Here is a 24,249-nt window from a genome sequence, read left to right as displayed (position 1 = left end):
CGAATTGGCTTACTCGCCGCGCAGGGTAAGTCAGGCAAATACGGTAATACAGACGGCCATCCAGATGAGCGCCGTTCCCAATGCCATCGCTCGCCTGGCGACGGCGACTTTGTCTGCCTCCTCCTCCGCGACAGGTGTCGTTACAATCCAGGGCACGCAGCCAAGTGCGGCAAATCCGAGGATAGCGACAACCATCACAAGATAATCGATCGGACTCCAGCGCCCCTGTTCATACACTCCCCAATAACCCAGAAAGGCCATCCCTACTGCAAACATGGTGGCGGACGCAGAGCAAAGCCCTGTAACGGACCCGGTAGGGGCGCGCATGTTGCTTTTTTCACGTGTTTGCGAGTTCATGACCCAATATCCACGAACGGTTGGCTGTCCTTCCGCAAATATGTCAGGAATTGGGCGCGGCGTGAAGCGCTGGCGACCTCTGGGAACGGCCGCCAACTCTCATCCCCGGGCGGCACAACGCTACCCGGGGCTAGGTCCGCTAGAGCAGCCGCACCGACATGCCGCCATCGACGATCATTGGGCTGCCAGTCATGAAGCTTGACTGGTCCGACAGCAGAAAGAGCGCGGCCTTTGCGATCTCTTCGGCCGCCGCCATCCGCTTCATCGGATGCAGGCCGGAAATATAGTCGAGGAATTCAGGGTTGTTCTCCCCGCCGGCGGGTGTGATGGTTCCGCCGGGCAGCAGGCTGTTGATCCTGATGCCGTCAGCCGCATGATCGGCGGCGACCGATTGCACGAGGCCGATCAGTCCAGCCTTGGAAGCTGCATAGGCACCCATGCCGGGCAAGCCGCCATTGCTATAGCCGACGAAGGACGAGGTGAAGACGATCGAGCCGCTGCGCTGTGCTTTCATGACCGGCAGCTGCGCCTTCAGCGCAAAGAAGGCGCTTGTCAGGTTCGTCGAAATCACCGTCTCCCAGTTGTCGGCACTCATCTGCGAAAACGCGCCCATCTCGCCGACGACGCCGGCATTGTTGAACGCGCCGTCGAGCCTGCCATAGGCATCGAGCGCCCGATCGACCAGCGCCTGCGCATAGGCGCCCTCGCGCACATCACCGGCCAGGGACACGGCCGTGCCGCCGCTTTCAATGATCTCGGAAACGAGCGCCGCGAGGTTCGGCGCTCGCCGTGCGCCGAGCACGAGCTTCGCGCCGCCGGCCGCAAACAGCCGGGCAGCGGCGGCGCCGATGCCGCTGCTTGCGCCAGAGATGATGATGACCTTGTCTTCCAGTTCCATGTCCGAGCCTCCTGTTTTGATGATCACGGAGGGGTAGGAAATATGAGAAGCGGCAGCCACCCGATTCCGGATCGGCTGGAGGTAATCAAGCAAACACGATGTGAGAGCGCCCCTCCTCGTTCGGCCTCGATACCGTCACGGACCTTAGTCCAGCCGCGGCCGGACCATGGTCCGATGTTATCGGCGCATTCCCCCGCTACTATTCTCCTCATCCTGATTGCCTCCGAGATTCGGCAATCCGGCGTCACGAAACGAAACCTGTCCCCGAGACGGAGAAACAGATGCGTATAACAACCTTGGCGTCCCTAGCCGCCCTTTCCATGATCATCGCTTCAAGCCCCGCAACGATTTCCGGCTTCGATATGGCCGCATTCGCAAAGGACGGCGGCAATGGCGGCGGTAACGGCGGCGGCAACGGTGGAGGAAACGGTGGAGGAAACGGCGGCGGGCATGGCAGCAGCAATGGCGGGGGACAGAGCGGCAGTCACGGAAAAAGTGGCGACCATTCCGGGGGCTCGACGCTTCAGAGCGAAAGCAAGGGCAAATCCCGAGAGAACAGCGAGAAATCGCTGACCGCGAAAAAGACCACCGACGATATCAGGCAAAAGAACGTTCGCGCCGAGCTCGCCGGGCTGAATTCACTCAACCGCAGCTATAAGGCCTATTTGAACACGTCCGATCCGAAGATGACCGCGATCTCGGCCTATGCCGTGGCCTATGCCCAGTTTGAAATCGATAACGGCGTCGCACCCGCACCCGATGATCCGGTCCTGGGCGATGCGGCACTGGAGAAAGCGCTGGAGTCGGCCACGCGCACCGGCGAACTGAGCCCGGCAGCCTTCGATAAAGCCAAGGCCATCCTCGGCGTCGGTGATGCCGATGGAAAAATCGACGAGATCCGTGAATCCCTGTCGCACACAGCCCCGACAACGGCAGGGAATTGACGGCCGCTCGATCCGCCGGGCCGCCATACCCGGCGGATCGATGTACCTGTCATGGACTTTTCCACGGGCAGAACAGTTTCTTTCCCTCCGCACGACGCCATCCGCACGCCGAAACGAAAAATTGCGCTGGCGTCTGCACTCATACTGGCCGTCGGAGCTCGGTAGTCTTCGCCGAGGCCAAGACCACCTCGGCGTCGGTGATGCCGACGGTAAAATTGATGAGATCCGTGAACCCCTGTCGCACTCAGCCCTGACCACGACCGGGATTTAACGGTCGGTCGATCCGCCGGGACGCCATACCCGGTGGATCGATCGCTCCTGTCATGGGTTTTCCCGCAGGCAGAGATGCCGACGGAAAATCGATAGAATCCGTGAACCCTTGTCGTAGCTCGCCCCGACCGCGACAGGGATTAACGGCCGCTCGATCCGCCGGACCGCCATACCCGGCGGATCGATTGCATCTGCGTCCCGTGCCTTTCGGTCGATGACGATATCTTTCCCGGCTGGAAGGACAGACCGGCTTGATCGTCGGCCTGTTTCCCCCTGATCTCAGGCCTGCTCCTCGATCACCGCCTGCGCCACATCAGGTGCGCCGCTGTTGATCCACGTCGCGACGAAATGGCCGACGGCCACTGCCCCGATGCAGAGCACGATCGAAGCCGCGACGTTGATGCAGGCCCGCACGACGGAACCCATTCGCAACAGCTCGAGCGTCTGCAGGCTGAAGGAAGAGAAGGTCGTATAGCCGCCGCAGAAGCCCACGATCACGAAAAGGCGCATGTTATCGGAGATCGGGAAGCGACCACTGGCGAGTGTCAGCGTGCTGAAAAAACCGATCATCAGCGAACCTGTAATATTGATGATGATCGTGCCCCAGGGCAAACCCCGGCTGATGGGTATAGCAAGAATAGAGACGGCGTAGCGGGCGAAAGTGCCGAGCGCGCCGCCGGCCATGACGATGAGACAAGTATAAAATGACATGCTCGCTCCAAAAATCTCGGGCGGGCAACAAAAAACCCGCCTGCAGCGGGTTTCGGACAGATTCCCACCGCGGTTGCACACGGTAGGAGTCATCAGCCTTGAGGGCGGTTTCGGGGGTACTCCATCCCCATCGGGGTGATCTATAGCGCAAACTGCCGTGGAATGGCAAGGGGAGAGCGACCACCCCTCAGGCTGTTATTTCCCGCGCGGCGGCCTGCGGGTTCTGTCGCTCTTGTCTTTGGCGGAAGATGTCTTCGCGTCGAAGGCCTGGCCGAAATTGGTGCCTCCCAGGTGTCCGCCGCCGCTGGTGTTGACCACCTGGCGCGCGGCACGTCTAAGAATTGTCGCAGCATCTGTCTTTGTCATTGTTTTTCTCCAGAACAGAACGGGGCTTGAAAACAAAAAGGCCGGGGCAAGCCCGACCTTTCCAGGGTTCGCATAACCGCAGTGCCAGTACATCCGTGGTCAAAGCGAGGTGCGAACCAATTGATTATGCAGAAGCGAGGTTCTGCGCGGCGTTCTTGCCGCTGCGGGAATCCCGCACCAGGTCGAAACTGACCGACTGGCCTTCACGCAGGAAGGTCATGCCGGACTGTTCGACAGCCGAAATGTGAACGAACACGTCCGGCGAGCCGTCGACCAGCGAAATGAAACCAAAGCCCTTGGCCGTGTTGAAGAATTTAACGATACCAGTATTCATAACGATTTCCTTTCAATCGCAAAGAATTACCAAGCCCGCTATGTGCAGGCGATAAAGTGGTCGAGCTTGAGAGGAAAGATTAGCCAATGCGCATTTTGCGCAGAAACGAAGCTGACGAAGCAAATTCGATTTGCAGAACATAGGGATCATTTGTGTTCAGAACAAGGTATATTTTATTTTTATTAATTTGGCGGCTATTGTGGAGGCGCGCAAAAGGGCGCATGGTGCCCGTGTCAGCAGCCATTTTCACGGGCGCTGTTGGTTAAGGGCATCCACACCCTGGCCCCGACCGGAAGGAGGACTGAATGTCTTCCGCGACCCCGCTAAATCCAGTTCCGATGTCCCCAATCCCGATATCTTCGGCCGACGAAACCGTGCCTGATAACGACGATGTGAACCTGCTGATCCGTATGCTCGATCGAGCCGGATATGACCAGGCTGCCGAGCCGAAATTGTTCGGGCACGCTGCAGCACAACTCCTTTCGCTGTTCGATAGCGGCATCCGCCATGAAACGATCCTCATGGCAGCGCTTCAGAACGCCGGCGACTATCCCGGCGTCGCCGATCCATTCGTCAAGCGCCGCTTTGCGATCCAAGGCCTGCCGCCGGGCAACACCGCGCCGGCAGTGTGATGCGCAGGAGGACGGATATGCCCGTGCGTGAAAGGCATTTGCAGCTTGTGCATTCGAGGCCGGCCAATGCGGCCGATCTGGAATCCGAAGTCTCGGCATCGCTTCACCGCGCAGGCGATATAGATGCGACCTATATCTTCGTATCGGCGCATGACGGCGACGTCACCCTTGCAGGATGGGTGCCGCTCTACACCCAGATCGAGCGGGCGGCGGACGTGCATGGGGCGTCGGTGGCGTGAGGCACGTTTTAAACGAACTCTCCTGTTCGCTCTGACCTGGCCGGCTCGGCGCAGCATCTTTCCTCAGCACAGAGAAACACCATGCCGGTACCATTCGAATCCATCCCGCAGGAAGAACGCCTCACCATCGTCGATCTGCTGATCGCACACCTTGCCGTGGCCTCATCCAACGCGGCCACCGCCGGCAATGCCTCATTGCATGCCGAAATCGGCGAAATCTCGGGACAGCTGAAGACCTGCCGCGAACAGATTTCCGCCAGCGACACGGCGTTCGCCAATCTCGCCGTCTCCGCGGCGCTGCGCCTGCTCTCCCGCCTGCAATCCCGATCTCCAGGCGCCACAGCATCTGCCCGCACGGACTTCTGCTGACATTGGATCTTAAGCCAGCCGGCACTGCATCACATCGATGACCTGCATGAGATCAAACCTGCGCTCACAATCACAGAACTTGCTGCGTGTCGCGTGCCCCAAAAGCCGCCGTCGCAAAGCCCTTCCCCCATCCCCTCCCCGAACTCGTCCGAGGAGGGAACGAGGCGAGCGCCGGTCGCTGCCCCTCGCAAACGGCCAAGCGCGGGTAATCAGGCGCGTGTATTCAGGCGCGTGCGGTTTGCGGGCCGATCTCCGAGGCAATCTCCGTCACCAGATCGGCTGGAAAGCCGCCCTCGCGGGCGTGGCGGTAAACGGTTTCGGCACTGTCGGCTTCGTGCACGCAATAGATCTTGTCGCCGGCGACATAGCTGGTGATCCAGTTATAGGGACGGTCGAGGCCGGCGACGACCTTGTTGGACGTGGCGGAAATCTCCCGCAGCTGCTCGGGCGTGAGTTTGGCTGCACCGGGAACGTTCCGTTCGATGAGATATTTCGGCATGGCGACCTCCTGTTCGCTCTGGCCTCGTTGGCATTGGCATTGACGGGATGCACGCTATGCCTGCGAGCCGGTCTGCACATCGGGATATCTCCCCATTTTCTTAGGCCTCGCTGCCCTATTTTGGCACGCTGCTATTTCCAGCCGCTGGGGATGCTGGCAATAATCCGCGATGCGACTAATCGAGCGCGCGCCCATTCTCGATCATCTGCAGTCGTTGTTGCGCGAAGCCGCCGACGGCGAGAGCCGCGTCGTCCTGCTCGAAGGGGAAGCAGGCGCCGGCAAGTCCTCGCTCGCGGCAGCCTTTTCCCGCGCCGTGCCCGAGGGTACACGCGTGCTATCAGGTGCGTGCGAGAATTTCGGCACAGCCGAGCCGCTCGGCCCCTGGCGCGACATTGCGCGGGAGGCGCGCTGGAAGCTGACGCGCGTGTCGGCCGGCAACTGGATTTCCCTCTTCTCCGAAGTGCTCGATCTCCTGACAGCCGATCGCCAGCCGACATTGCTCGTCATCGAGGATATTCACTGGGCGGATGACGCCACGCTGAACCTGATCCGCTATATCGGCCGCCGCATCCGCAACACCTGTCTTCTGCCGGTCCTCACAGCGCGCAACGACGATACGCCGGGCCAGACGCGATTGCGCCGGCTGCTTGCCGACATCCCGCCGGCCCATTGGCTGCGCATCGACGTGCCGCCGCTTTCGAAAGCCTCCGTGCTGGAGCTGGCACAGCAGGAAGGCCTCGATGGCGAGGCGATTTTTTCCGCCACCGGCGGCAACGCCTATTTCGTCAGCGAACTCGTCGATGCCGCCAGCCGCGACCGGCTGCCGACAACCATCCGCGATGCCGTGCTGGCGCGGGCCGATACGCTTTCGGAGGCAGACAGGGCGGTGCTGTGTGCGGCCTCCACCTCGCCCGATGCCTTCGCCCCTGAGCTGATCGAAGCGATCTGCGGCGAAAACGCCCGCAGGGCACTGGAGGCCTGCGTCGCCTGCGGACTTCTGGTCCCGGCTGGTGACCTGTTCATGTTCCGCCACGAGATCGCCAGACAGGCGATCGAGCAATCGCTGCCGCCGCTTCGCCGCCGTGGGCTGAACGAACGGGCGCTCGCCTATTTCCGTCAAAGCGGCGATGCGTCCGTGGCGCGTATGGTCCACCATGCCAACGAGGCGCAGGACATCGCTGCGATCTCGGAACTCGCACCGAAGGCGGCAGCCGAGGCCGGAAGGCTGGGTGCCCACCGGCAGGCCATTCGCCACTACGAACTGGCGCTCGCCCATGCCGGTGCGTTGGGCGATGCCGCGCGCGCCTGCCTCTATGAGGGTTATGCCTTCGAATGCCACCTGACCGGCCAGATGGAGCGCGCCATTGCCGCGCAGACGAGCGCGCTTTCGCTCTACCGGTCCCTCGGTGATATCAGGCATATCGGCGACAACATGCGCTGGCTGTCACGACTGAGCTACCTCGCCGGAGACCGCAAGGGCGCCGATGCCTTCGGCCGCGAGGCAGTCGAGGTGCTGGAGCAGGCGAACGCCCCTGCCGAGCTCGCTATGGGCTATTCCAACCTGTCGCAGCTCGGCATGCTGGCAGGTGATGCCGAAACGGCCACCTTCTACGGCGAGCGCGCCATCGCCCTGATGACGGCGGAAGATGTTGCCCGGCCCGAGGTGCTCTGCCATGCGCTCAACAATGTCGGCACCGCCATCTGCTGGCGCGATCCCGACCGCGCCCGGCAGACGCTGGAAGAGGCCTTAGCGATCGCCCTCGATCACGGCTTTCAGGAACATATCGCCCGCGCCTTCACCAACCGCGCCTGGGTGGAAATCCAGCTTCATGCGGCCGCTGCCGCCGAAGACGTGCTGACGCGCGGCATTGCCTATTGCATCGAGCACGACCTGGATACGTGGCGCGATTATATGCGCGGCGAGCTTGCCGAACTTCTGACCTTCCTCGGCCGCTGGGAAGAGGCAGCCGCAGCAGCGCAAGCCGTGGTCGACAATCAGAACGCCCCGGCCCTGTCGCGCTATCCCTCGCTCGTTGCGCTGGCGACACTCCGCACCCGGCGCGGCGAACCCGCGGACGCGCTGCTGCAGGAAATGGAAAAATTCCTGGCAAACACGTTCGAATTTCAGCGCCTGTCGGCCCATGCCGCGCTGATGGCCGAGCGCGCCTGGCTCGGCCTCGCCGACCGTGATGCGGCGCTGGCCGCCCTGCGGCAGGCAGCCTCCCTCTGCAGCGACGATGCGCCCGGTTCGACGATCGGCTTCTGGGCGCATATTCTCGGCGAACCCGGCCTTGCGCCTGACAATAGGAATGGCGACGCCGCCGTGACCGCCATGCTCGAAGGCCGATGGCAGGAAGCCGCCGATATCTGGACGGATCGCCGCGCGCCCTATCTGGCTGCGCTCGCCCTGCTCGACGGCGACAGCGACGCGCTCTACCGGGCCTTGGCGACGCTGGAAACCCTCGGCGCCACCACCGTCGTCACCCACGTGAAGGACATGATCCGCAAACGCAGCGGCCGGCTCGCCACGCGCGGCCCGAGAGCCAGCACCCAGGCCAACGCCGCCGGCCTCACGACACGGGAAATGGACGTGCTGCGGCTGATCGACGAAGGCAGGTCGAATGCCGAAATCGGCGCGCAGCTGTTCGTCTCGGCAAAAACGGTGGATCACCATATTTCCTCGATCCTGGCGAAGCTGAACGCGAAATCCAGGGGCCAGGCGGCTGCCGAGGGACGAAGGCTGGGGTTGCTTGGGTAGATTGGGCGATGACCGTTTTCCTCATCATGGCAGTTCATGAGGAAAGCGAGCAAAGACCCCTCCCCACCCCTCCCCACAAGGGGGAGGGACTAACCTGGGGCGCCGCCTTGCTTTTCCCGAAACGTCGAAGTTCTGCAAAGCCGGTGCGGCGGATTAAGCCCCTCCCCCTTTGGGGCGGGGTCTTTGATCGCCCGCCCCGCCACCTCGAACAATTCCGGCACCGCGGGGCTCCTCGCCGTCCGTGAGGCACAAAGCACGACATCAAACTCGGGCGCATCCTCAATCGCCCGCGCAACCACCCGTTCGGCCAGATCGCTGCACAGCGATTGCGGGATCAGCGCCACCCCCAGACCCTCCTGCACCAGCCGGATGATCGTGTGCTGCAGGCGCGGCTCGAAGGCGAAATGCGGGATGACATCGCCAGCAGCGCAGTAAGTGGCAATTGCCGAGCGCAAGGTCGGCGCCACCGTGGCTGGCGCGGCAATCAGCTTTTCGCCGGCGAGAGCCTGCGGGCCGATGCCCTCGGCCTTAGCCAGCGGATGGCCTGCCGGCACGATCAGGCACAGCCGGTCGCGGGCAAGCAGCAATGTCCGCAGATGCGGCGCCGGGCCGCCGCCGAAGGTGACGGCGGCATCGAGCTTTCCCTCCGTCAGCATCTCCTCGATATCGGTGGGTATGCGCTCCTCCAGGATCAGCCGCACATCCGGCCGCGCCTGAGAGTAAAGCCGCACCAGCGCCGGGACGACGCTATGGGCGGCATGCATCATGAAGCCGAACTTCAGTTCGCCCTTCATGCCGCTGGCAACCAGCTGCACATCGCGGCAGGCGGCATCGAACCGTTCCAGCACGGCGCGACAATCGGCAAGAAAATGCTGCCCCGCCGGCGTGAGCGCCACACTGCGCGAGTTGCGCTCGACGAGCCTGACCCCGAGCCGCTTCTCGATGGCCGATATCTGCCGGCTAAAGGGCGGCTGGCTCATGTTCATGCGCGCTGCCGCGTGGCCGAAATGCAGCGTCTCGGCAAGCGCCACGAAATAGCGCATGTGGCGTGTATCCACTCGATACCTCAGAAGTATCAATCAGCATCCCAGATGACATTGGATTATCTTGATCGCATGATCTAGGCAAGGATCGCTCCCGATCGCGAGCCGCGCCGAATTGCCCGAGTTTCCCCGAATGCTGACGAACTTCTCGATTGTCCTGCCGATCTTTGCCCTCATCCTCGCCGGCTGGATTGCCCGGAAGACCGGGGCGCTTGGCGAAAACGCCACGCGCGAGGTCAACCGGCTGGTCGTCTATCTTGCCCTGCCGGCGCTGCTCTTTGACATCATGGCCAATGCCAGGCCCGCCGAGATCTGGCAGCCGGGCTTCATTCTGGCGTTTACCGCCGGCTGCGCGGTCATCTTCGGCGCCACGCTCTGCTGGCGAGTCGCCAAAGGCCGGCATCTCGCCGATGCGGCGATCGACGGGCTGAACGCGAGCTATGCCAATACCGGCTTCATCGGCTTTCCGCTCGTCCTGTCACTGATCGGCGACACCGGCATGGCGCCGACGCTGATCTCCACCATTCTCACCGTCTGCGTGCTCTTCGCCGTCGCCATAATCCTCATCGAAGGCGGGCTGCAATCCGAAACCCGGCGGCGCGACATCGCCCTCAAGACCACCCGCTCGCTCGCCAAAAACCCGCTGCTCGTCGCACCCGCCCTCGGCGCATTGGTCATGCTCTCGGGCGTTTCGCTGCCTGCGCCCGCGCATGCCTTCCTGAAGCTCTTGGGCGGCGCCGCCTCGCCCTGCGCACTGATCGCGCTCGGCCTGTTTCTGGCCGGAACCAAGGCCGGCGAGGCAAGCGCGCGGGCGACGACCACAAGCATACTGGTCGGCTTGAAGCTGATCGCTCAGCCCGTCGTCACCTGGCTCATCGCCGCCCCGCTTCTCAACCTGCCGGCTTCCGCAACCCACACCGCCGTGCTGCTCGCAGCCCTGCCCACCGGCACCGGCCCCTTCATGCTGGCGGAATTTTATGGCCGCGAAGCAAGCCTGACCGGCCGCGTCGTGCTTGCCTCCACCATGCTTTCGGTACTGACGATCTCGGCCTATCTCGCCGTGGCCGGGCACTGAGCCTATGGGGAAAAACTGGTTGTGCTTAGCCTAGAACAGCCCGATCAGCCGGGCGGAACTAATGGCAAGGCCGGCAATCGCCACCAGCAGGAAAATGCTCATGATGACGAGAAAGATCGGGTTCTTCACGATGTCTCCTTCAGAGCCGGTAATGGCCGAGAGGGTGACCTAGCAGCTGGCGGCAGCAGGGACAATCACCCACCGGAAGCGCGTGTCAATGTGCGTCGCAATGCTGCCACGGCGAATGAAGGATGATCGAGCAGAGATCCCCACGCTGAAAATGCGGGTCCTTGAAGGCCAGGAAATCATCGTTAAACGTGCCGAAGGTCGTCATCGGCCGCTCTTTCATGGCGTCGTAGAAGGCATCGATCATGGCATGTTCGAAACCGGCGCCGCGCGGATATGTGCGGATGACCGCCTCGCGCTGCCGATCGGTGAAGCCTTCATATCCCCGGCCGGCGACATCCATGCCGGCACCGGCCTGCACCAGGAATATTTCCGCCTGCATATGTTCGGGAATGCCAGGCGTCGTATGCAGCGCCACCGCGTTCCAGACCTTGTCGATATCGGCCTGCGCAATGTCATAGGCGCGCAGGAAATCCCGCGCGGCATTGGCGCCATCGACCTCGAAGCGAAACTTGCTGTCGCGATAGCCTGCGGTGAGACCGAGATCGTGGAACATCGAGGCGACGTAGAGCAGTTCGGCATCGAATGGCAGCTTCTTCTGCTCCCCCGTCAGCGCACCCCAGAAGAACACCCGGCTGGAGTGGAAGAACAGCAGGTCGTCTTCGGTGTCGCGGATGAACTGCGTGACATCGCGCGCCAGCTTGCTGTCGGGGATCTTTACTCCGGAAATATCGCTCATGGCTGGATCAGCCCTTCAAGGCAGCGACCGCGGCAGGCGGTGCGCGAAAACTGATTGCCATCCGATTATAGGCGTTCATCAGGCCGATCGCGATCGTGAGATCGGTCAGCTGCTGACCATCGAAAACGGCTGCGGCTGCCGCATATTCCGCCTCGGGAACACCGGTCTCCGCCACGCGAGTGACCGTTTCGGCCCATGCGAGCGCGGCACGCTCCCGATCGGTGAACAAGGCCCCGCCCTCTCGCCAGACCGGCAGCAGGACCAGCTTTTCGATATCGAGCCCCTCCTTCAGCAGATCGCGGGAATGCATGTCGATGCAATAGGCGCAGCCATTGATCTGCGAGACGCGCAGGTAGACGAGATCGATAAGCGATTTCGCCAATCCGGAGCGGGAAATATAACCGTAAACGCCGGCGAGCGTCTTGACCCCGGCAGGCGAGGCCGCGTTGTAATCCAGTCTTTGTGTCATCGATATTCTCCTCTTGTGCTCATGCGCGCGGCGCTTCGATGTCGTAGGAAATGCGCCCCGACGGCAGGAAGAAGAAGGCGATCAGCGCTCCACCCCTTGCCTCGGGATAGTGATGGCTGCCGGGTGCCGGCGCAGTCCATCCGGCATGACGCCAGCCGAGCGGCCCCATCAGCTCGGCGCCGGCTTCCAGCGGCACGACGAGATTGAATTCGCCATAGGGATGCAGGTGATAATCGCCCCTGAAGACCCTTTCGGGTTCCGGAGTTCCGGCGCGGCTGTCCATATAGACGGTCGTCAGGCTGAAATAATGCGAGCGCTCGCAGGGCTCGAGCAACCGGCTGCGGCGGTAGTGCCGTCCTGCAATCTCGATATTGGCGGCCCAGCCCTCTTCGACGCCGCGGCGCACGCGGCGCGCCAGATCTTCATAGAGCGGGCTGCCCGGCCCGTGCGTCTCGTTCAGCCAGCGCTCCATTGCAGCGCCCGGCGTCTTGTCCTTGATCTCCTCGATGAAACGGATTGCCGTGTCGATCAATGCATCACGTTCGGTCATGGAAATTCCTCCTGTGTTCAGAAGCCGTGAAACGAGGCGATGTCATCGACATCGGCCTTCGGCATATGCGGGCGCCGGTCTGCCCATTGCGGATCGCCAAAACCCATCGACATGCCGCAGACGACCATGGCCTCGGCGCTGAGCGAAAGCTCTCGGCGGATGACGGCGTGATAGCGGGAGAAGAATTCCTGCGCGCACGTATCGAGGCCGCGCGCACCCGCCGCCAGCATGATGTTCTGGATGAACATGCCGAGATCGAGCCAGCTTCCCTTCTCCAGCCGCCGGTCGATCGTGAAGATCAGGCCGACAGGCGCATCGAAAAACCGGTAGTTCCGGGCGGTATTCCTGGCGCGCGCGGCATTGTCGTCGGGCGCGATGCCGAGCGAGCCGTAGAAGACGGCCCCGAATTCCCGCCGGCGCGAGGCATAAGGCTCCGGCAGATCGTCGGGCAGGTATTTGTATTCGGGCGTATGGGCGTGCGCCTCCGTCTCATGCGCATGGCCGAGCGCCTCGATGAGCGATGCCTTCACCTGGCCGGCCACGAGATGCACATGCCAGGGCTGCACGTTGGCACCCGTTCCGGCATGGCGTGCGACCTCGATGATCTGCCGCACCGTCTCAAGCTCGACCGAACGGTCGAGAAAGAACCGATTGGCAAAGCGCCCACGCATGACGCGATCGACGGTCAGGATTGTATTGGCTGGGTCGCGGCTCATCACCAGGCCTCCATCACTCTCTTCATGCGGGATCATCCGCCGCGGGAGCCGTTTCAGGAAGTGCAATGTTGACAATATGAAAATGCATGGCATGCATTATGGCCGCATCGGCTCTCCACCGGACGCGACTGATGAAAAACCTGGACCTCAATCTTCTCCTCGTCTTCGATGCCGTCATGCGGGAGCGAAACGTGCTGCGCGCCGGCCAGGCGATTGCGCTGAGCCCCTCTGCGGTCAGCCATGCCTTGGCGCGCCTGCGGGCGCTGTTGAACGACGAGCTCTTCGTGCGCACCGCCGCCGGCATGGTGCCGACGGCACGCGCAGCGGAGATGGCACCGCTGGTGCGCGATGCGCTGGTCGCGGCCGAACGCGCCATCGGCCCGCCGGAGTTCAAGCCCGAGACCTCTACCCGGCAGTTCTGCATCGCGGCGACCGACTATATGACCGCGGTCGTGGTGCCGCATTTCCTGCGCACGCTCTCATCGCTTGCACCGCATGCCGGCGTGACCATCCTGCCCGCGACGCGCATCGATCTCACCGCCCAGATCGATGTCGGCCGCGTCGACGTCGCGCTCGGCTCCTTCCTCGACATTCCCTATCGCCTGCGCGCCCAGCTGCTGTTCGAAGAGAGGGATGTGCTCGTCGTCGCCCCCGACCACCCCTTGGCCGGCCGGCCCATCGCGGCCGAAGAGCTCGCAGCCCTGCCGCTTTTCGCCGTGGCCGCCGGCGGCATCGAGGACGGGCAGATTTCCGAACGCGGCCTCACAAGGCGCATGGAAATGTTCGACCGGGCTATGCTCGTTGCCGAACTCGCGAAAATCGGCGCGACGCCCAATCTGAGGGTCATCCAACCGCATTTCCTCGCCCTGCCCGCGCTGCTGGCCGGAACCTCCGCAGCCGCCATTGCCCCCGCCAGGCTTGCCGATCTCTTCCGGCGGTCCGGCACGGTGGCAGTTTCCGAACTGCCCTGGAGCGCGCCGCCGACGCCGGTGCAGATGGTGTGGCACAACAGGCTTGGGCATGAGCCGGGTCATGTCTGGTTACGGGCTCAGCTTGAGGATGCCGCGCGGGCGGTGAGCACGTTCTAGGAGCTCGGCTGTAGAGGCGAGATATCGCAGTTGTCCGCCACACCATAAAGGTGCAGGATCGTCCCGCCGCATTCGTTGATCTGCTATTGATGGAAGCGGGGGGAGCCGATCATGTCATCCATCACCACAGGCAATGAGCAGCAATATAGCGACAGCAAGAAACTCGCCGCCCGCGGGTGGCTGAACCGGGAATATACGATCGCCGAAACCGGCTGGTTTCCCTGGGTGGCAAGGCAGCTGCTTCTCAAATCGGGCGACCGAGTGCTGGATGTCGGCTGCGGCCCCGGCTGGTTCTGGGCTTCTGTGGTGAATGAACTTCCCGACGATCTCGCCCTCACACTCGCCGATCTCTCTCCCGGCATGCTGCAGGAAGCGCTCGAACGCTGTCACTCGCTCTGCTTCGCAGGTGTGACGGGCCAGCAGGCCGACGCCACGGCCCTGCCCTTCGAAGACGCTTCCTTCGATACCGTCATCGCCATGCACATGCTCTACCATGTGGCCGACCAGGCCCAGGCGCTTGCCGAAATGCACCGCGTGCTGAAGCCCGGCGGTCACCTTGCGGTGACCACCAATGGGGCCGGCAATATGCGGGGCATGTACGAACTGACGACGGTGTTCGGCAGCCCGCCCTACGACCCGGCGGGTGCTGCCTTCGGCTATGAGACGGCGGAACGGCTGATGCAGGCGCAGTTCGGTAATGTCACCATGACCGAGCACCCGGCGCATATGCGGATCACGGAGCCGGAGGACGTGTTCCTGGCGCTGACCTCCTATCCGCCGGGGGATCGGGCGAACGAAGCGGAGCTTGCCGCATTTCGGGCGGCGATATCAGAGGCATTTCGGGCGGGCGGGGGTGTGCTTGAGGTGGGTAAGGAGACGGGGTTGTTCATCAGCCGAAAGATGGGATGAGCGGTCTCTCCTTCACTGACACCCAACAAGTTTGGAGCACCATCGCAACGGAAATCAGTTCCCGACACTTTGCTGGAAAATCCATGTTGAATATTCGCGCCTGTCGTGCAACCTGCATGTGGGGCTCGGAGTGAATATAGATGTTGTCACTGCTTTTCAATCTTCAGGGCATTTCAGTCGCAATGCTTTTCTCGACTGCAGCTCTTCTTCCGACGTCGAGAATTGCCGTGGACAAATGGGCGGAAACACTCTTTCCCGACCCTGTCAATTGCTCCTTTGGCGAAGGCGGCCTTTCCTACAATGCCGATGACAAGGAAATGCTCATCAACAACCTCGCCCTGCCCGACGCGACGAGGCAAAGCTTGAAGGCCATGGAAAGCAGGATATCGGCGACCTGCACCTCAAACGAAGGGCCACCGGTCGTCGTCAATACGGTCGGGGAATATTTCGGAAGCAGGTTCAACCAGTTCACCCTGCCGATCTACGCCCTCAAGGCCGGCGGCGGCTGTATGTCCGATTTCCACTACAGCTTCACCTTCCCGGAAAAGGCGAAGACGGTGCACGACAATATCCTGCAGCGTACCGGCAAGAATCTCGAAGTCATTTCCGAATCTGGGCGGAGTGTGGACCTAGAAGACGACGGCTGGATCACGGATTACGGCACCTACAGCAAATATACTTGCCGCATGAGGGATTATCTATGAATTGAGTGGGAGGCCGCCCCTTCTCTCCTCACAATTCCCGTGCTTGTCATAGGAATCCGACCCGCCCAAGCCCTTGGGCGGGAAAAACTTTCTTCCTTAGGAGATGCAATCAATCACTGTGGTGGTTGCCGCTCCGCCAAATAGCCCTTCGGCTTACGGGCGCAAACCGGCTGATCCCTGTGACAAGCACAGAAATGAGGGAGGTTGGGGCGTGTGCCACATCGCCCGGTACAGTGCGCGGCGCCCTCGCCTACCCGCTCCCCGCCTCCGCCCCACTTCACCCCAACAACCATCCGCACGCTAGCCCTACTCCAACTCAAGAGGTTGGTTCATGGCTACCGTCGTCTCTATCTGCAATCTCGCCCTTTCCAATATCGGCAAGGACAATATCAACGATCTCACCGAGAAGAGCGCCGAAGCGCGCGCCTGCAATCAGTTCTATGCGCAGACCCGCGATGTGCTGTTGCAATCCTTTCCTTGGGCTGCGGCCGGCAAGACGCTGGCGCTCGGCGCTCTGGAAAATGACAAGCCCGGCGTCTGGCGCCATTCCTATGCGCGGCCGGCCGATTGCCTGCAGATCCGCTGGATCAGGCCGCGCTATTCCGCAAAGACAGCCATCCCCTCGGAAACGCTCAACCCCGATCTCGACGAGGCGGGGCGCGAAATGCAATACCCTTATGCGCTCGAGGGCGACCGGCTCTATTGCGATCTCTCGCCGGCACTGCTGCGCTATACCTGCCGCCTGACCGACCCGACGAAATATCCGCCGCTTTTCGTCGAGGCGCTCTCCTGGCATCTCGCCGTCCGTCTCGCCATGCCGCTGACCCGCGATCCGAAAATCCGCGCCGATGCGATGGCGCTTGCCGAGAGCAGCCAGCGGGCGGCCGAACAGGCCGAAGCCAATCAGGTGAGGCACACGAGCGAGAATTTCGTCAGCGAGCTGATTGCGGTGCGCGCCCATGGCTGATTTCCGCGCCTACCAGCCCTCCTTCACCGCCGGTGAACTCTCGCCGGCCCTCGGCGCCCGCGTCGATCTCACCAAATACCAGAGCGGCTTGCGCACGGCGCTGAACGTCTTCGTCCATCCCCATGGCGGTGTCTCGAACCGCGCGGGGCTGCAATTCATCCATGAGATCAAGGACAGTTCGAAACAGGCCCGGCTGATCCGCTTCCAGTTCAATACCGAGCAGACCTATATCCTCGAATTCGGCCACCAATATATCCGTATCTTCCGCGACGGCGGGCTGGTGCTCTCGGGCTCTGCACCCTACGAGGTCGCGACTGCCTATACCGGCGACGACCTGCGGGACCTCGTCTTCGTGCAGGAAGCCGATGTTCTCTATCTCTGCCACGTCAAGCATCCCGTGCGCAAACTCGGCCGCCTCGCCGACAACAACTGGACGCTGACGACGGTCCTCTTCAAGCCGCTGATCAATCCGCCGGCCGGTACACCGGTTGTCACCAAGCCCGGAGATACCGCGGGCAAGACCGGCTATGTCGCCACCACGTACCGTTACTGCGTCTCGGCCGTCGCCGACAGCGGCGAGGAAAGCCTGCCGTCCAACGCCGGCGCCGTCGTCAACGACCTCGCCATTCAGGGCGGCATCAACCGTGTCACCTGGGCGGCGGTATCGGGTGCGGCGCGTTACATCGTCTATCGTGATGACAACGGCATTTTCGGCTATGTCGGCGGCACGACGGGTCTCACCTTCGACGACGAGAACATCACGCCCGATCTCTCCGACACGCCGCAGAGCGGCCGCAATCCGTTCAATGCGGCGGGCAACTATCCGCGCTGCGTCACCTTCATTGAGCAGCGGCTTGCCTTCGCCTCGACACTGAACGATCCGCAGGCCGTGTGGCTGAGCCAATCCGCCAATTACGAGAATTTCGGCGTCTCTTCACCCGCCAAGGCGAGCGATGCCGTCACCTTCCGCATCCGCGCTCGGCAGGTGAACGAGATCCGCTCGATGATCTCGGTGCGCGGCCTGCTGCTGCTGACATCAGGTTCCGAATGGATCGTCACCGGCGGCTCGGCCGCGGATGCCATTTCGCCCTCCGCCATCAAGCTCGACAACCAGGGCTATCGTGGTGCGGCGCGCGTGCAGCCGATCGTCGTCGGCAATACCGTACTTTTTGCGCAGCGCCTTGGCGGCGTGGTGCGCGATTTCTCCTATGACTATACGCAGGACAGCTATGTGGGGAAGGATCTGACCATCCTTGCTCGCCACCTCTTCAAGGGCCGAGAGATATCGGCCTGGGATTATGCGCAGGCGCCTGATTCCGTCGTCTGGGTGGTGCTCGATGACGGTGCGCTGGTCTCCCTCACCTACATGAAGGAGCAGGATGTCTGGGCCTGGACTCGCCATGAAAGCGGTGCCGATGCCTTCTTCGAGGATGTGACCGTTATCGAAGAGAATGGCGAGGACGTGCCGTATTTCATCGTCCGCCGCACGATCAACGGCACTCAGAAGCGCTATATCGAACGGCTGCACAGCCGCGGTTTCGATGATGTCGAGGACGCCTTCTTCGTCGATTGCGGGCTGACCTATTCCGGCCCGCCGGCCACCACCATCTCCGGCCTCGGCCATCTCGAAGGACAAACACTCGTGGCGCTCGCCGACGGCAATGTCGTGCGCAATCTCACCGTATCCGGCGGCAGCGTGAACCTGCAGAACGCCGCCTCGAAAATCCATATCGGCCTGCCGGTGACGGCGGCCATCGAAACGCTCGATCTCGATGTCGGGCAGATTCAGGGTCTCGGCACCGTGCAGGGCCGCACCAAATCCGTCTCGGAAGTGACATTCCGGGTAGAAAATACCCGCGGCATCTTCACCGGTCCTGCCGATGGCGAGCGAGACAGCAATGTGCTGGTGGAATACAAGCAGCGCCGCAACGAAAACTGGAACGAAGCGATCAGCCTCTATACCGGCGATCTGACCATCACCCCCTATTGGGACTGGAGCACGAGCGGCGCCATGTGGGTGAAGCAGTTCGACCCCTTGCCGATGACCATCCTCTCCATCATGCCGGATGTCACCCTTGGCCGCTGAGATTGCGATCATTCCTGCGAGACCCGGCCATATCCGCACCATCGCCGAACGCATGCGCCAGGCCGACCGCGAAGAAGTCTTCGCCGCCTCGGGTCGCTCGCCACTGTCTGCCCTTTCCTTCTCCCACCGCCATTCCTCGCTTGCCTGGACGGCTCTTTTCGATGGCCGGCCGGAAGTGATGTGGGGTGTCGGCGATATCAATATCCTGACCGGCATCGGCGCCCCCTGGCTGCTCGGCACGGATGCGGTCGAGGAGAGCTTCCGCGCCTTCCTGCGGATATCGCGCGATTGGCCGGCTCAACTGTTGAGCCGCTATCGCTTGCTCAGAAACTTCGTGGATGCACGCAACACGGTCTCGCTCCGCTGGCTCGAATGGCTGGGTTTTCGGCTGTTCGAGCCGGTGGAGATCAACGGCCATCCATTCCGGCTCTTCGAGATGGGAGAAATCTATGTGTGATCTTGGTCTGGCGCTGACATTGGGCTCGACGCTGCTCGGCGCCGCCGGCCAGGTGCAGCAGGCGAAGGCGACGGCGGAGGCGAACAAATACAACGCCCAGGTCGCCGAAATGAATGCGCAGATTGCCGACAAGCAGGCAAAGGACGCGATCGAGCGCGGCAAGCAGGAAGAGCAGCAAAAGCGCCTGCAGACGGCGCAGCTCGAAGGCCGCCAGCGCGCCGCGATCGCCGCAAATGGCGTGGACCTCACCTTCGGCTCGCCACTCGACACGATCGTCGACACTGCCAAGATGGGCGAGATCGATGCGCTGAACGTGCGCACCAATGCCTATCGCGAAGCCTATGGCTACAAGGTGCAGGGTACCAACCAGCTGGCGAGCGCCAAGCTGGACCGCATGCGCGCCGACGCCGCCGTCAAGGGCGGTTATCTCGATGCCGTCGGCACGATCCTCGGCGGCTCGGGCAAGGTTTACACCCAGGCGAAAACGCTTGGATACATCAAGTGAGGTGAAGAATGCCGACTGTTCCGACCTATCAGGACACGCAGCAGCACGTCGCGCTCCGCCCGGAATATACCGAAGGCTTCACCGTGCAGGCCGATGCCGAAGCCTTCGGCGCTGCGATCGGCAAGGGCATGCAGGGCCTTGCCAGCGGCATGGGCACGCTAGGCGATGCAGTCGTAAAAGTCGAGGAACTTGACAATGCCAACGCCGCCAAGGATGCCCAGACGAAATTCGACGACTGGCAGCGCGAGGGTCTCTACGGCAAGAGCGGCTTTCTGACGCTGACCGGCCGCGCCGCCGTGGAAGGCCGCGCCGCCTTCGAAAAGCTTGCCGAGCAGAAACGCGCGGAATTCGGCAAGGGCCTGACGCCGGGTGCAGCCCGAACCTATGAAGAGACCAGCCGCGCCAGCATGAAAACCCTGCTGGACAGCACGATCCGCCACACATTCGACCAGCGCAAGGCCTGGTTTGCCGAGACGTCCAGCAAGAGCATCAAGTCCTCAGCCGAGGATGCCGTCGCCGTCTACAACGATCCGGCCAAGGTCGATGCCGCCATCCAGAAGGGCGTCACCGAAATACAGCACGCCGGCCGGATGCAGGGCCTGAGCAAGGAGAAGCTCGACCTGAACACTGCGCAATATATCTCCGACACGACGAAGAAAATCGCACTGAAGCTGGCGGCCGAAAGCCCTATCAAGGCCGAGCAATATGTCAATGCCGCCGGCGACAGGCTGTTGCCCGCCGCCCGCACCGAACTGCTGGCCACGCTGAAATCCGCCGTCACCGACGAGCGGGCGAAGCGCAACGCGGAAGACATCATTGCCAATCTTCCGCCGACCTATACCGGCGCGCCGGATACCAACACTGCCGCCGCGCCCTCGCCCGACGCCCCGCAGGCGCAGGCAGGCAACGGCGAGGCGGGCGAGCGCCCGCCTCAAACCGAGGCGCGAAACGCCAGCCATCCCGCCGATACCGGCACAAAAGCGAACACTCCACAAACCAGCGGCCTCGAGACCAAGGCTGCCGCAAGCGGTGGCAACAAGGCTGCTGGCACTCAACCGGCCGCCGCACCTCAAATCACCGGCTCTGAAGGTCCGTCCCGCCAACCGAGCGGCCCTGAAAATTTCCGCACTGTCGCAAGCGCAATCACCTTTCCCGGCAAGGCGAAGGACGATGTCGCGCTCGCAGGCTTCGTGAGGAACGCCGCCGGCACATCCGTCGATCCCGCGCTCAAACCCTGGCTTTCCCATGTCGCCGGCGCCATCCTCGGCACGACGACGGCGCTTACCAGTCCCATCAGAGGCGCTGCTGCTGACGCCGACAGCTTCCGCCGCTTCGGCCTGCCGACCGAAACACCCCGCGCCGGCGACATCGTCGTCCTCCGCCCGGTACAGCAAGGTGGCGCCGCAAACGATGGCGGCAAAGGTAGTGACGACAAGAGCCTTATCGGCTTCTTCCGCGGCTACGATGCCGACGGCAACATCCTCTTTTTCGGCCCCGACCCCAGGCATGCGGGGGAAATCGCGCTTTCCGCCCACGCCCCGAACCGCGTCAGCGGCTTCCGCACATCCGGCATCGTCGATGCCAAGACGATGGCCTTGCCGAACTACAATCCCGACGGCCTGCGCATGATCGAAGAGGGCCTCAACCGGATCACCGACCCCGCCCTGCGCGCCGCCACCGAAGCGCAGCTCAGCGGCTATGTGATCTCGCAGAAGAAGGCGATCGACGCTCAGCGCATCCAGGTACAGGAATGGGCCAACAACCAGGTCATATCGGATCCCAATTTCGACCCGACGAAGCTGCCGCTCCACATCCGACAGACCCTCGGCCCGGCCGGCATGACGACACTTCTCGACTACAAGGAAAAGGTCCACGCCTACGGCCAGCCGACCACGGACCCACACACCCTCTACGATCTCCAGACGCAATTCGCCACCGATCCCGCTGCTTTCGCAGGCACCGACCTCTTCGAATACCGCGCCAAGCTCTCCGACAAGGACTGGGAAAAGGTCATGGGCTGGCGGCAGATGGCACTTACCGACCAGCGCAAGGCCCGCCTCGAAAGCCTCGACCTCAGGACCGCCTTCGAGCTCGCCCGCCCGCAGTTGGAAGGCCTCGGCCTCATCAACCCCAATCCCGGCTTCTTCTCATCCGCGGATGCCCCCCGCCGCGCCGCCCAATTCCAGACCATGCTGGTCGACCAGATGGACGAGTTCAAGACGATCAACAAGGGCCAGAATCCGAGCCAGAGCGACATCCAGAAAATGATCAACCGCCTGCTGCTGCCGATCGTCATCAGCACGCCCGCCCATGGCCGCGGCCTGCCGGCGAGCGAGCAGCCGGGCTACTTCTTCGAAGCCAATAGCCGCGCCAACGACGCGACCTACGACATCACCGTGCAGTACAAGGATATTCCGCGGGATTTGAGGTTGGCGATCGAAGCGGACCTGAAGAAACGTAACGGCAAGCAGCCAACGCCTGACGAAATTGCGAATGAATATGAGCAATTTATGCTCAATCGCTGAGCTGATGCATTAGAAAAACATCGGGTAATACCCGTCTCGATCAATCGCTCACTTCGATCGGCGGAGCGCTCTCGAAGTGCCGCTTCAGCCGCTCGATCTCCTCAAGCGACCAGCCCGGCGGGTCCGTGACCGCCAGCCAGGCATCGATATAGTGCTGCGGCGCATAGACATGGCCGAAACCCATGGGCGACGTGGTGGCGATCATGGCGTCGAAGCCAAGCTGCAGGGCGGTGACGATCGGAAACCATTGAAAATGCGGTGACACGTCCGGGCCGCGATGCCCCTTCATCCAGTCCGGCTCCCGATAAAGCGCCCGCCAGTCGAAGAAGGTTACGGGATCGCTGGCATATTGCAGGAAAACGATGCGCACCGGCCCCCAGGCGGCACCGGCAGTGGTGGCAGACGTCCACTGATTGGAAAACCGGATCATGCTGCCATCGCGAAATTGCGGCAGCCAGGCCGGTGATCCCGGATTGCGATTTGCGGTCAGATAGGACCATGTGCCACTCGCAAAGGGCGGCCCGCTCCACAGCGCCCCCTGGAACGGATCGTCAAATACCTCGAAAAGATTGACGGAGGACTGGGAATTCAGCGCCCCGAGGCTGAGGCCGTGCAGATAGAGTTTCGGGCGATGATCGCGAGGCAGCGTGCGCCAATAGCCGTAGATTTCTCGAAACAGCGCCCTTGCCGTATCGGACCCGTATTCCGGCTCGACCATCAGTGACAGCCAACTGCTGAGATAGGAATACTGGATCGCGACGCTCGCCACATCGCCGCGGAGCAGATATTCGACCGTATCCAGGGCTTGCGGATCGACCCAGCCGGTTCCCGTCGGCACGACGATGATCAGGAAGGGTCGCTCGAATGCGCCCTGGCGTTTCAGCTCGGCGAGCGCCAGGCTTGCCCGCGCCTCTGCACTGTCTGCGCTGTTGAGGCCGACATAGACCCGTATGGGATCATTTGCGGGTGAATTCAGGAATGCGCCGATCTGCTCCCGCGTCGGACCTGAAGCGACGAAATGACGGCCCCGCCGTCCGAGTTCCTCCCAGTTGACGAGCGAGGCCGCACTGCCCGTTTTGGCCGGATCGTCGGGCATCGGCGTATCGTCGTCAATCAGCGCATCGGCCTCCCGGAAGGAGGAATCGACGACCCGCAGCGCGACATGGAACAGCACGCCGTCGACGACCGTCCAGAAGGCGAAGACCGAAATCACGATTGCGGCAACGGCGGCGATCCTGTTTGGAACGAGGCGGCTGGCGCGAGCGTAACTCGCAAGCACCATCATCTTGAAAAGCCGGCCGATCGCGACGAGCAGGATGAAGACGACGGCTGCGGTGAAGATCAGCAGGAAGGGCTCGATCGTGGCATTGGGAGGAAGCTGCATCAGTGCCCGAACGGAATTCTGCCAGGATGACGACTGCCACACGAACACGGCGGCGATGGCCGCACCAACCAAGATAGCCACCGATCGCACGACCCATCCAGGGCTGAAGCGGAACGGCGGGATCTCGAGATAGATCCAGAGCCATTGGAGGACGACGCCGCAGAAATAACCGACCGCAGCACTCGTGCCCGACAGAGCCCCCTGCACGAACCACGACCGGGGCATGAGGCTAGGCGTGAGCGACAGGCACAGGCAAAGCAGCGCGAAGAAAAGACCCGGCCACGAAAGCGGCCTGACGGAAACGATCGTCTGATATCGCATCATTGCCCTCGCACCATGCCGAATGCTGCAAGCCTGTTTTATGACAGACGCTGCATACGATCTAGACGCGATGTGGGAACGCAGATCCTAGGATTTGTCTGATGACGGCAGGCTGATATGCCTGAAGCAGCATCACACAATCTATATCTCGCCTCCTTATCTCACACCGGCCCCGCGTCCAGTGCGAGCGGAAAAATGGCGGCCATGA

General features: G+C 62.4%; 26 protein-coding genes and 1 riboswitch. Of the genes, 14 read left to right on the top strand and 12 right to left on the bottom strand.

Annotated features, from left to right (window positions below):
• Positions 1 to 30: 30 nt before the first annotated feature.
• Positions 31 to 357 (bottom strand): hypothetical protein, encoded by a 327-nt coding sequence (locus tag FHX08_RS04850; protein ID WP_132654143.1) that lies wholly within the window; start codon positions 355 to 357, stop codon positions 31 to 33.
• A 139-nt stretch (positions 358 to 496) separates the two neighbouring features.
• Entirely contained in the window at positions 497 to 1,255 is a 759-nt protein-coding gene (locus FHX08_RS04845) for an SDR family oxidoreductase (RefSeq protein WP_132654142.1), read from the bottom strand.
• A 281-nt stretch (positions 1,256 to 1,536) separates the two neighbouring features.
• Between FHX08_RS04845 and FHX08_RS04840 the strand changes: the two genes are divergently transcribed.
• Positions 1,537 to 2,199, top strand: a complete 663-nt coding sequence (locus tag FHX08_RS04840; RefSeq protein WP_184326898.1) for a hypothetical protein — start codon at positions 1,537 to 1,539, stop codon at positions 2,197 to 2,199.
• Positions 2,200 to 2,748: 549 nt separating this feature from the next.
• On the opposite strand, the gene crcB is transcribed toward FHX08_RS04840, so the two are convergent.
• The 3 genes from crcB to FHX08_RS04825 form a co-directional block, all read right to left on the bottom strand.
• Entirely contained in the window at positions 2,749 to 3,180 is a 432-nt protein-coding gene (crcB, locus tag FHX08_RS04835) for a fluoride efflux transporter CrcB (RefSeq protein WP_184326897.1), read from the bottom strand.
• 76 nt (positions 3,181 to 3,256) lie between these two features.
• Positions 3,257 to 3,318, bottom strand: a riboswitch (Fluoride riboswitch).
• 57 nt (positions 3,319 to 3,375) lie between these two features.
• Complete coding sequence (locus FHX08_RS04830; RefSeq protein ID WP_165911905.1) at positions 3,376 to 3,546, bottom strand: hypothetical protein; 171 nt, start codon at positions 3,544 to 3,546, stop codon at positions 3,376 to 3,378.
• A 124-nt stretch (positions 3,547 to 3,670) separates the two neighbouring features.
• Positions 3,671 to 3,880 (bottom strand): cold-shock protein, encoded by a 210-nt coding sequence (locus FHX08_RS04825; protein ID WP_132654140.1) that lies wholly within the window; start codon positions 3,878 to 3,880, stop codon positions 3,671 to 3,673.
• A 305-nt stretch (positions 3,881 to 4,185) separates the two neighbouring features.
• Here FHX08_RS04825 and FHX08_RS04820 point away from each other — a divergent pair, with 305 nt between their 5' ends.
• From FHX08_RS04820 to FHX08_RS04810, 3 genes are all read left to right on the top strand, one after another.
• Positions 4,186 to 4,512 (top strand): hypothetical protein, encoded by a 327-nt coding sequence (locus FHX08_RS04820; RefSeq protein ID WP_132654139.1) that lies wholly within the window; start codon positions 4,186 to 4,188, stop codon positions 4,510 to 4,512.
• A 17-nt stretch (positions 4,513 to 4,529) separates the two neighbouring features.
• Positions 4,530 to 4,751 (top strand): BON domain-containing protein, encoded by a 222-nt coding sequence (locus FHX08_RS04815; protein ID WP_165911904.1) that lies wholly within the window; start codon positions 4,530 to 4,532, stop codon positions 4,749 to 4,751.
• A gap of 81 nt (positions 4,752 to 4,832) precedes the next feature.
• Positions 4,833 to 5,120 (top strand): hypothetical protein, encoded by a 288-nt coding sequence (locus tag FHX08_RS04810; protein WP_132654137.1) that lies wholly within the window; start codon positions 4,833 to 4,835, stop codon positions 5,118 to 5,120.
• Between the two features lie 223 nt (positions 5,121 to 5,343).
• Here the strand turns inward: FHX08_RS04810 and FHX08_RS04805 are convergent, their stop codons facing one another.
• Positions 5,344 to 5,619, bottom strand: coding sequence for a DUF4242 domain-containing protein (locus FHX08_RS04805; RefSeq protein WP_132654136.1), 276 nt, complete (start codon positions 5,617 to 5,619; stop codon positions 5,344 to 5,346).
• 169 nt (positions 5,620 to 5,788) lie between these two features.
• On the opposite strand from FHX08_RS04805, the gene FHX08_RS31820 reads away from it, so the two are divergent.
• Positions 5,789 to 8,377 (top strand): AAA family ATPase, encoded by a 2,589-nt coding sequence (locus FHX08_RS31820; RefSeq protein ID WP_132654135.1) that lies wholly within the window; start codon positions 5,789 to 5,791, stop codon positions 8,375 to 8,377.
• An 89-nt stretch (positions 8,378 to 8,466) separates the two neighbouring features.
• On the opposite strand, the gene FHX08_RS04795 is transcribed toward FHX08_RS31820, so the two are convergent.
• On the bottom strand, positions 8,467 to 9,435 hold the full coding sequence (locus FHX08_RS04795) for a LysR family transcriptional regulator (protein WP_245508281.1): 969 nt from the start codon (positions 9,433 to 9,435) through the stop codon (positions 8,467 to 8,469).
• 118 nt (positions 9,436 to 9,553) lie between these two features.
• Here FHX08_RS04795 and FHX08_RS04790 point away from each other — a divergent pair, with 118 nt between their 5' ends.
• The gene (locus FHX08_RS04790) at positions 9,554 to 10,495 is read left to right on the top strand and encodes an AEC family transporter (protein WP_132654134.1); all 942 of its coding nucleotides are present in this window, start codon (positions 9,554 to 9,556) and stop codon (positions 10,493 to 10,495) included.
• Between the two features lie 214 nt (positions 10,496 to 10,709).
• Here FHX08_RS04790 and FHX08_RS04785 read toward each other — a convergent pair whose 3' ends face one another.
• The 4 genes from FHX08_RS04785 to FHX08_RS04770 are packed head-to-tail and all read right to left on the bottom strand — an operon-like array spanning position 10,710 to position 13,095.
• Positions 10,710 to 11,360 (bottom strand): HD domain-containing protein, encoded by a 651-nt coding sequence (locus FHX08_RS04785; protein ID WP_132654133.1) that lies wholly within the window; start codon positions 11,358 to 11,360, stop codon positions 10,710 to 10,712.
• Positions 11,361 to 11,367: 7 nt separating this feature from the next.
• A complete protein-coding gene (locus tag FHX08_RS04780) occupies positions 11,368 to 11,829 on the bottom strand; it encodes a carboxymuconolactone decarboxylase family protein (protein WP_184326896.1) in 462 nt (153 codons plus the stop codon).
• Positions 11,830 to 11,848: 19 nt separating this feature from the next.
• Positions 11,849 to 12,379 (bottom strand): DUF4863 family protein, encoded by a 531-nt coding sequence (locus FHX08_RS04775; RefSeq protein ID WP_132654131.1) that lies wholly within the window; start codon positions 12,377 to 12,379, stop codon positions 11,849 to 11,851.
• A 17-nt stretch (positions 12,380 to 12,396) separates the two neighbouring features.
• Positions 12,397 to 13,095: a nitroreductase gene (locus FHX08_RS04770; protein ID WP_132654130.1), complete on the bottom strand. Its 699-nt coding sequence runs from the start codon at positions 13,093 to 13,095 to the stop codon at positions 12,397 to 12,399.
• Between the two features lie 131 nt (positions 13,096 to 13,226).
• Here FHX08_RS04770 and FHX08_RS04765 point away from each other — a divergent pair, with 131 nt between their 5' ends.
• The 8 genes from FHX08_RS04765 to FHX08_RS04730 all read left to right on the top strand — a co-directional run bounded on the left by FHX08_RS04765 (position 13,227) and on the right by FHX08_RS04730 (position 22,336).
• The gene (locus FHX08_RS04765) at positions 13,227 to 14,183 is read left to right on the top strand and encodes a LysR family transcriptional regulator (protein ID WP_132654129.1); all 957 of its coding nucleotides are present in this window, start codon (positions 13,227 to 13,229) and stop codon (positions 14,181 to 14,183) included.
• A 111-nt stretch (positions 14,184 to 14,294) separates the two neighbouring features.
• Complete coding sequence (locus tag FHX08_RS04760; protein WP_132654128.1) at positions 14,295 to 15,092, top strand: class I SAM-dependent methyltransferase; 798 nt, start codon at positions 14,295 to 14,297, stop codon at positions 15,090 to 15,092.
• A gap of 140 nt (positions 15,093 to 15,232) precedes the next feature.
• A complete protein-coding gene (locus FHX08_RS04755; protein ID WP_132654127.1) occupies positions 15,233 to 15,796 on the top strand; it encodes a hypothetical protein in 564 nt (187 codons plus the stop codon).
• A gap of 331 nt (positions 15,797 to 16,127) precedes the next feature.
• Complete coding sequence (locus FHX08_RS04750) at positions 16,128 to 16,763, top strand: hypothetical protein (protein WP_132654126.1); 636 nt, start codon at positions 16,128 to 16,130, stop codon at positions 16,761 to 16,763.
• Positions 16,756 to 18,849 (top strand): hypothetical protein, encoded by a 2,094-nt coding sequence (locus tag FHX08_RS04745; RefSeq protein WP_132654125.1) that lies wholly within the window; start codon positions 16,756 to 16,758, stop codon positions 18,847 to 18,849. Before FHX08_RS04750 ends, FHX08_RS04745 begins: the two co-directional genes overlap by 8 nt.
• On the top strand, positions 18,830 to 19,306 hold the full coding sequence (locus FHX08_RS04740; protein ID WP_132654124.1) for a hypothetical protein: 477 nt from the start codon (positions 18,830 to 18,832) through the stop codon (positions 19,304 to 19,306). Before FHX08_RS04745 ends, FHX08_RS04740 begins: the two co-directional genes overlap by 20 nt.
• On the top strand, positions 19,299 to 19,811 hold the full coding sequence (locus FHX08_RS04735) for a hypothetical protein (protein WP_132654123.1): 513 nt from the start codon (positions 19,299 to 19,301) through the stop codon (positions 19,809 to 19,811). Before FHX08_RS04740 ends, FHX08_RS04735 begins: the two co-directional genes overlap by 8 nt.
• Before the next feature lie 8 nt (positions 19,812 to 19,819).
• Positions 19,820 to 22,336, top strand: coding sequence for a hypothetical protein (locus FHX08_RS04730; protein WP_184326895.1), 2,517 nt, complete (start codon positions 19,820 to 19,822; stop codon positions 22,334 to 22,336).
• Positions 22,337 to 22,376: 40 nt separating this feature from the next.
• On the opposite strand, the gene FHX08_RS04725 is transcribed toward FHX08_RS04730, so the two are convergent.
• Positions 22,377 to 24,041, bottom strand: a complete 1,665-nt coding sequence (locus FHX08_RS04725) for an alpha/beta hydrolase (RefSeq protein WP_132654364.1) — start codon at positions 24,039 to 24,041, stop codon at positions 22,377 to 22,379.
• Positions 24,042 to 24,249: the final 208 nt, after the last annotated feature.

Origin of the sequence: Rhizobium sp. BK529, from assembly GCF_014194105.1 — a bacterium.
GTDB lineage: Bacteria > Pseudomonadota > Alphaproteobacteria > Rhizobiales > Rhizobiaceae > Rhizobium.
This window is presented reverse-complemented; position numbering and strand designations above follow the sequence as displayed.

What these genes read in the sequence shown, in the direction of transcription:
- FHX08_RS04805 (WP_132654136.1), bottom strand. Translation starts at nt 5,619, where the DNA reads ATGCCGAAATATCTCATCGAACGGAACGTTCCCGGTGCAGCCAAACTC.
- FHX08_RS04750 (WP_132654126.1), top strand. Translation starts at nt 16,128, where the DNA reads ATGGCTACCGTCGTCTCTATCTGCAATCTCGCCCTTTCCAATATCGGC.
- FHX08_RS31820 (WP_132654135.1), top strand. Translation starts at nt 5,789, where the DNA reads ATGCGACTAATCGAGCGCGCGCCCATTCTCGATCATCTGCAGTCGTTG.
- FHX08_RS04770 (WP_132654130.1), bottom strand. Translation starts at nt 13,095, where the DNA reads ATGAGCCGCGACCCAGCCAATACAATCCTGACCGTCGATCGCGTCATG.
- FHX08_RS04790 (WP_132654134.1), top strand. Translation starts at nt 9,554, where the DNA reads ATGCTGACGAACTTCTCGATTGTCCTGCCGATCTTTGCCCTCATCCTC.
- FHX08_RS04780 (WP_184326896.1), bottom strand. Translation starts at nt 11,829, where the DNA reads ATGACACAAAGACTGGATTACAACGCGGCCTCGCCTGCCGGGGTCAAG.
- FHX08_RS04740 (WP_132654124.1), top strand. Translation starts at nt 18,830, where the DNA reads ATGTCACCCTTGGCCGCTGAGATTGCGATCATTCCTGCGAGACCCGGC.
- FHX08_RS04830 (WP_165911905.1), bottom strand. Translation starts at nt 3,546, where the DNA reads ATGACAAAGACAGATGCTGCGACAATTCTTAGACGTGCCGCGCGCCAG.
- FHX08_RS04845 (WP_132654142.1), bottom strand. Translation starts at nt 1,255, where the DNA reads ATGGAACTGGAAGACAAGGTCATCATCATCTCTGGCGCAAGCAGCGGC.
- FHX08_RS04735 (WP_132654123.1), top strand. Translation starts at nt 19,299, where the DNA reads ATGTGTGATCTTGGTCTGGCGCTGACATTGGGCTCGACGCTGCTCGGC.
- FHX08_RS04850 (WP_132654143.1), bottom strand. Translation starts at nt 357, where the DNA reads ATGAACTCGCAAACACGTGAAAAAAGCAACATGCGCGCCCCTACCGGG.
- FHX08_RS04725 (WP_132654364.1), bottom strand. Translation starts at nt 24,041, where the DNA reads ATGCGATATCAGACGATCGTTTCCGTCAGGCCGCTTTCGTGGCCGGGT.
- FHX08_RS04810 (WP_132654137.1), top strand. Translation starts at nt 4,833, where the DNA reads ATGCCGGTACCATTCGAATCCATCCCGCAGGAAGAACGCCTCACCATC.
- FHX08_RS04840 (WP_184326898.1), top strand. Translation starts at nt 1,537, where the DNA reads ATGCGTATAACAACCTTGGCGTCCCTAGCCGCCCTTTCCATGATCATC.
- FHX08_RS04755 (WP_132654127.1), top strand. Translation starts at nt 15,233, where the DNA reads ATGTTGTCACTGCTTTTCAATCTTCAGGGCATTTCAGTCGCAATGCTT.
- FHX08_RS04815 (WP_165911904.1), top strand. Translation starts at nt 4,530, where the DNA reads ATGCCCGTGCGTGAAAGGCATTTGCAGCTTGTGCATTCGAGGCCGGCC.
- FHX08_RS04730 (WP_184326895.1), top strand. Translation starts at nt 19,820, where the DNA reads ATGCCGACTGTTCCGACCTATCAGGACACGCAGCAGCACGTCGCGCTC.
- FHX08_RS04825 (WP_132654140.1), bottom strand. Translation starts at nt 3,880, where the DNA reads ATGAATACTGGTATCGTTAAATTCTTCAACACGGCCAAGGGCTTTGGT.
- FHX08_RS04760 (WP_132654128.1), top strand. Translation starts at nt 14,295, where the DNA reads ATGTCATCCATCACCACAGGCAATGAGCAGCAATATAGCGACAGCAAG.
- FHX08_RS04820 (WP_132654139.1), top strand. Translation starts at nt 4,186, where the DNA reads ATGTCTTCCGCGACCCCGCTAAATCCAGTTCCGATGTCCCCAATCCCG.
- FHX08_RS04745 (WP_132654125.1), top strand. Translation starts at nt 16,756, where the DNA reads ATGGCTGATTTCCGCGCCTACCAGCCCTCCTTCACCGCCGGTGAACTC.
- crcB (WP_184326897.1), bottom strand. Translation starts at nt 3,180, where the DNA reads ATGTCATTTTATACTTGTCTCATCGTCATGGCCGGCGGCGCGCTCGGC.
- FHX08_RS04775 (WP_132654131.1), bottom strand. Translation starts at nt 12,379, where the DNA reads ATGACCGAACGTGATGCATTGATCGACACGGCAATCCGTTTCATCGAG.
- FHX08_RS04765 (WP_132654129.1), top strand. Translation starts at nt 13,227, where the DNA reads ATGAAAAACCTGGACCTCAATCTTCTCCTCGTCTTCGATGCCGTCATG.
- FHX08_RS04785 (WP_132654133.1), bottom strand. Translation starts at nt 11,360, where the DNA reads ATGAGCGATATTTCCGGAGTAAAGATCCCCGACAGCAAGCTGGCGCGC.